5 protein-coding genes and 1 pseudogene are annotated in these 5147 nt (G+C 36.1%); 2 read left to right on the forward strand and 4 right to left on the reverse strand.

The annotated features are described in order from the left end of the window. Positions 1–99 precede the first annotated feature (99 nt). Together D0T60_RS18225 and D0T60_RS18230 are read right to left on the reverse strand one after the other, a co-directional pair. Positions 100–459, reverse strand: a pseudogene (locus D0T60_RS18225) (toprim domain-containing protein); the annotation flags it as partial. A gap of 28 nt (positions 460–487) precedes the next feature. Next, positions 488–1972 carry a DUF3945 domain-containing protein gene (locus tag D0T60_RS18230; RefSeq protein WP_163219869.1) on the reverse strand — a complete coding sequence of 495 codons (1485 nt, stop codon included), beginning with the start codon at positions 1970–1972 and terminating at the stop codon, positions 488–490. A 180-nt stretch (positions 1973–2152) separates the two neighbouring features. On the opposite strand from D0T60_RS18230, the gene D0T60_RS18235 reads away from it, so the two are divergent. Together D0T60_RS18235 and D0T60_RS18240 are read left to right on the forward strand one after the other, a co-directional pair. Beyond that, on the forward strand, positions 2153–2956 hold the full coding sequence (locus D0T60_RS18235; protein WP_163219871.1) for a TIGR02391 family protein: 804 nt from the start codon (positions 2153–2155) through the stop codon (positions 2954–2956). A gap of 3 nt (positions 2957–2959) precedes the next feature. Next, positions 2960–3790 carry a hypothetical protein gene (locus tag D0T60_RS18240; RefSeq protein WP_163219873.1) on the forward strand — a complete coding sequence of 277 codons (831 nt, stop codon included), beginning with the start codon at positions 2960–2962 and terminating at the stop codon, positions 3788–3790. Here D0T60_RS18240 and D0T60_RS18245 read toward each other — a convergent pair. Next, complete coding sequence (locus D0T60_RS18245; RefSeq protein ID WP_163219876.1) at positions 3787–4641, reverse strand: hypothetical protein; 855 nt, start codon at positions 4639–4641, stop codon at positions 3787–3789. The two genes, D0T60_RS18240 and D0T60_RS18245, sit on opposite strands and share 4 nt — an antisense overlap. Then, a complete protein-coding gene (locus D0T60_RS18250; RefSeq protein ID WP_370524909.1) occupies positions 4638–5090 on the reverse strand; it encodes an AAA family ATPase in 453 nt (150 codons plus the stop codon). The genes D0T60_RS18245 and D0T60_RS18250 overlap by 4 nt, the downstream gene beginning before the upstream one ends. Between the last annotated feature and the right edge of the window lie 57 nt (positions 5091–5147).

Consider the following 5147-nt stretch of genomic DNA (forward strand, 5'->3'; position numbering starts at 1 on the left):
CTCCGGATAAGTCGGTTGGTGGTAGGTTGTTATCTCAAAGAACACGAACCCAATCTCTTGCTAAAGAGATATTTATTATGCAGCCTTATGGGCGCACTACCTAAATATCAGTTCACCTTCCCTTCCGGCATCAGTCGCAACGATAATCTTATCGCACTGGTCGAATACTTCTTTGATAACCTTGAGTTGCTTAACCGTTCCGCTATCAGGCTTATATCCTTTGTCGGTTTTTACCTGACGGGGAATAAGCTGGAACGACTGCGGTAGTATGGGTAAATTTTCCCGCCTGAAGTTTTCGATTCCGTAGGCATCAGGCATGGCAAGTCCTACCAAATGACCGAACGCCCAGGTAACGATGTATCCGTTACCTGAAATGTTCCCATCATTCTTTTGCGTTGCACCCAGTACGGTGGCTATATCCCTTGCCACACTGGGTTTTTCTGCTATTACTGCTATCATTATATAATTGGATTTTTGTGGTTAATAATTATTTCATTTTGCGACCTTGCGACTTTTTAGGTTTGTCTGTTTTTTGCTCTTCTTTCTTTTCTTCCCACTTTTTCTTCTGTTCCCCGGTAGGTGTAGCCTGTCCGGGCTTCAAAGGTTCTTTCGTATGCTTGGTCGCTTCGTTCGTTTTGCCTTCGGAATTGACCGCTACCTGTGTTTTATGTTCGTTGGCAGGGGTTATTTCTTTGGCTTTCTCTTTCGCTTTATCAGGATTGAATTTGTAGAAATCCAGCTTCCCTTTTTCATGGTTTACCTTTACATAGGCGTTATATTCCTGACCTTCTTTATCTTTCAGTCCTTTTACATAAATGGTTTTATCCGCCCGCAAATCAGCTTGCTGTTTGTCGGATAATTCCACTCCTGCAAGGGATTTGGGAATACGCACCCCTTCGGGCTGGTCGTTTCTTTGCTGTTGTCCCTGTTGCTGGGTTTGCTTTTGCTCTTTTTCGGGAAAGATAAATTCAAGGCTGCGTTTTTCCGCATTGACCTGAACAAAGGCAGAAAAGGGCTTGTTCTTGGCGGAAATCATATTTTCAAGAAATACCGCTTTACCTTCCATCAGGGCAGCTTTTTGTTTTTCATCCAGCTTAACGCCTTTTATTTCATCAGGGAGTTTGAGGGACGAAGCCTTCATGGATACCAGTTCGTTGGTCTGTTTGTCGATGCTGATAAAAGAAGGTACAAGTTCACCTGTACGGTAGTTTTTCACATCAACAATCCGACCCATGTTTCCAGTTTCCCGGAGATTCTTTTTGTCTTCATCGGTAAACTGGTGTCCAAAGAACGGACGGTCAAGTTCCGGTTCTTTACGGATACCATGAATAGCCAATACCACATTCCCATCACTGTCCGGACGAAACGAAAGACGGGCATCCGTTTTCATTACCATTGACCCGAAGTTGGCTTCAATCGGAAAGGTAGAAGGTGACTTATATCCCCGCAGCATAGGTTCTAAAGCCTTTGATTTTTCAAGCTGTTCTTTGGTAATACCCAGATTTCTTAGGTCGTCCCAGTTGATTTTGTTAGGGTCGATGAAATACTTATTCGTATCGGGCTTCTGCTCCTGTGCTGTGGATTCTTTCGGATTTTCCATTTTCAGGTCTTTAGGCTCGATACGGATTTTATCAAGCATTTCATCCGCAGCAGGTGTCGGATTCTTGATATTCTCCTGAATGATTTTTACCGTCCGTTCCGTATCTTCGGGTGCTACTTTGAAGAAACTGAAACGGGTCGGGTCTTTTAGCTGGTTGAAAAAGTTCTTCAAGAAATTTTCAAGTGCGTTACCCTGCTTATCCACTTTCAGGAAATCGTTGTTATGCTCCTGTTTCGGCGGAACGGTTTGCAGTTCCCCGTTTTCATCAATACCTTTTACGGCATTAATCGTTTTCTTTTCCTTGTCAAAGACAAGAAGAATGTCCATCATCTGTTCATCAGAGCCGGACTTGTTGTTTGAATTTACATCCATGACTTTAATTTTTAATGGTTAATAAAAAACTTATCGAATTAAAAGTAAGGATGAAATAGTATATATATAGGAACGTGGCGTTAGGTGGCTGCATATGACCTTATTTGTCTTATTCCCAAACACAAAGACGGTTATATCCTTTGTTTTTGTTAAATTTGCACCATTATTCAAAATGTAATTATGGCAACAAGAAGAAAGTGTTTCACGCAGCCAACGTTAGAAGTTATTTCTAAAATATTAGGTGATACAAATGAGGGACTAACGGGTAGTGAAATCCAATACTTATTAATGCAAAGTCAAATAACAGATATAGAACCAGCACTAACAAAATGGAGAAGGTTGTATAGCGCATTTGCGAACTATCAGAATACAAATCAATGTTCAAATTCTATTCTGAATTTTATTGCATTAGCATTAGCACCAGCGAAGTATGTTGATTGCCCCGAAGTATTTACAGAAAAACGAAATCTGATAAATCAACAATTAAGTTTTATAGGATACCAATTTAATGATAATGGTAAGTTTAGTGAAATTACACAGGCAACCACAATTTCCGAAGCCCAAAGAAAGGCTGATGATTTGAAAACGAAGTTGGAACAAAGAAAAGCACATACCGATATTTTCAAATACTGCAAAGCAGAACTATTAGCAAATAATTACTTTCACTCTGTTTTTGAAGCCAACAAAGGACTGTTTCAGAGAATTAGGGATTTATCCTTGCATAATGACGATGGGAATAGACTAATTGAATATGTTTTCAGTAGTACCCCTATATTAATAATAAATAACTATCAGTCAAAATCGGAACAGGACGAACATAAAGGGTTTTGTAATATTCTAAAAGGTTTATGTGGGATGTTTCGTAATCCCGAAGCACACGAACCAAAAATCAGCTGGGAGATTACAGAACAAGATGCGCTTGAAATATTATCAATGATTTCATACTGTCATAGAAGATTAGATAATGCACAAAAAATAAGATAAATTATGAGTAAATTACATGAATTATCGTGGCGTACAAACATCAATACATATACATTTCGTGGTAAACATATAGTTCTTTATGACGACCATCGAACTCTTTTAAACATACTTTTTGAAGCGAAAAAACTTGGTGAATTTGCAGAAACTCCCAATCTTATTTATTTTGACCTTCACGATGATGCTTGTACTCTTTTGCCTAAAAGCCAGTTATTAGAACGGATGGGTGTTAAAGATTTATCGGAAGCAACAAGTAAGCAGTTTTGGTCTTTTGTCGAATTTGATTTAGGAGTATTAGACGATGATTGGCTATTGACCGGAATGGAATTAGATTTAATTAAAAATGCTATCTTAATCGGACAGGAAGAGAATCATCATATTCAAGATATGAATGGTCGATATAAATCAGAAGATGGAGTAGAACATGAGTTATATAGTATCTCACATCTGCAATATAGTCTTAATAATAGGGGTTGTTTAGGTGATAGTATTATAAAGGAGCCGTATTATCAAAATGTTCGTGATATTATGCAATATCATCAAAGTCGGTTTGATGGAGAAGATATTAAGCCCTTTATTTTAGATTTTGATTTAGATTGCTTCACGACTGAATGTCGAGAAAAAACATACGCATGGCCTGAGGATATTTTCAGAAAAGAATATATTGAAAGCCATAATGCGAGATTCTTTATGGAAAGCTTATTAGACAGAGCTTCATTTATCACAATTTGTAGAGAACCTGACTGTTGCGGTGGCATTGGAGAGGCAAATAAGATACTCAATTATTTAGATAGATATTTTTTTGATGGAGCATTGAGTACAGAACCTATATCTTAGTCTATTGTAACAAAACGATTCATATATTCAACGCAGTTCGCCAACTCAATTTCTAATATAGATTTCCAATAATTATGACCAAAAGCAATTCTATCTCGGTTACTTTTTTCAATAATTGAATCTTTTATTTCGTCTAAAGGTAATTTGCCAACAAACGAAATTATTGTGTTTTCTAATGATGTTATTACTTCATTAATGTTAGCACTAAACCGTTCAAGCAAATGGAGTTTGTTATAGTGAGTTTCAATAATTTCAAAAATATCATTATTAATATCACCGTTGTTTTGCAAATAAAACGTTGTTGTTATAACATCTCCAGTAATAGCTAAATTCACGAACAGATATTGTTCGGCAGGTAATGAGTCAAGATACAGATTAAGAAAAACTCTTTTACCACCTTCAATCCAAATATAATTTTTATATCCATTACAAATAGTACAGCTTGGGAAAAGATTTTGGGGATTAACTACAAATTCAGGAAATTCATCCTTAGGTAAGTAATGGTCAAAAGAATTTATTTCACTGATAGTACAATTTGGACAAGTATTAATAATTCTATTAGCAGCAGTAGTAGTAATTTTGACCTTCAAATTCTTAATTACAGAGTTTTTATATGAGTATAGCTTTAATAAATCATTTTTCTCATCATCTGTGTGTCCATAACTATCAATGTTTTCCAAAGTGTTTCGAACAAAATTGTCATTATATGCAGAGAATTGACCTTCAATAGCATCATCCATATTCTCAATACGCTCTTTATATGATGGGTCTTTCTTCGTTGTGTTTTTACTTTTGAGAACTTCTTTATGAAATTCAAAAGCATCGTCAGTATAATGTTGCAAATTTCTCATAATAAAGCGTTATTCTTTTTATTAATCATACTTTTAATAAAAATTCGGGCATTTAAACTCAATGGGATTTCATCAAATTCCAGCAAAGATATTATTTCTTCATAAGGCTTTCCGGAATCGACTAATTCTCTTAAAATCTTCTTATGTTGCTTTGGAATCCCTTTATTTCCAAATATTTCTTCTGTAAGTACACTTAAATTTTCGCCAAATGATTCCAATGGAATACGCCTTATAGACAAAGATGTATCTTCTCTATCCAAAACATAAACATTTTTGGAAAAAAGTTCTCGAACGACAAGAGGTGAATGAGTAGCAATAATACAATATGACTGAAATTCTTCAACTAATTCATATATAGTATTCATTAATTGAGTAATTGCATTTGGATGCAAATGGGTTTCCGGTTCATTGGCGAAAACGGTTGATATCCACCCACAAAAAACGGTGATACCCGTTCACTTTCCTGTCTTATACTGATGGCGATGTAAAATTAGTCTTTTTCTTCT

Origin of the sequence: Bacteroides sp. 224 (genome assembly GCF_010500995.1) — a bacterium.
Taxonomy (GTDB): domain Bacteria; phylum Bacteroidota; class Bacteroidia; order Bacteroidales; family Bacteroidaceae; genus Bacteroides.

Excerpts from the sequence above, each read along its gene's own strand:
- D0T60_RS18245 (WP_163219876.1), bottom strand. The coding sequence starts at position 4,641 with ATGAGAAATTTGCAACATTATACTGACGATGCTTTTGAATTTCATAAA.
- D0T60_RS18230 (WP_163219869.1), bottom strand. The coding sequence starts at position 1,972 with ATGGATGTAAATTCAAACAACAAGTCCGGCTCTGATGAACAGATGATG.
- D0T60_RS18240 (WP_163219873.1), top strand. The coding sequence starts at position 2,960 with ATGAGTAAATTACATGAATTATCGTGGCGTACAAACATCAATACATAT.
- D0T60_RS18235 (WP_163219871.1), top strand. The coding sequence starts at position 2,153 with ATGGCAACAAGAAGAAAGTGTTTCACGCAGCCAACGTTAGAAGTTATT.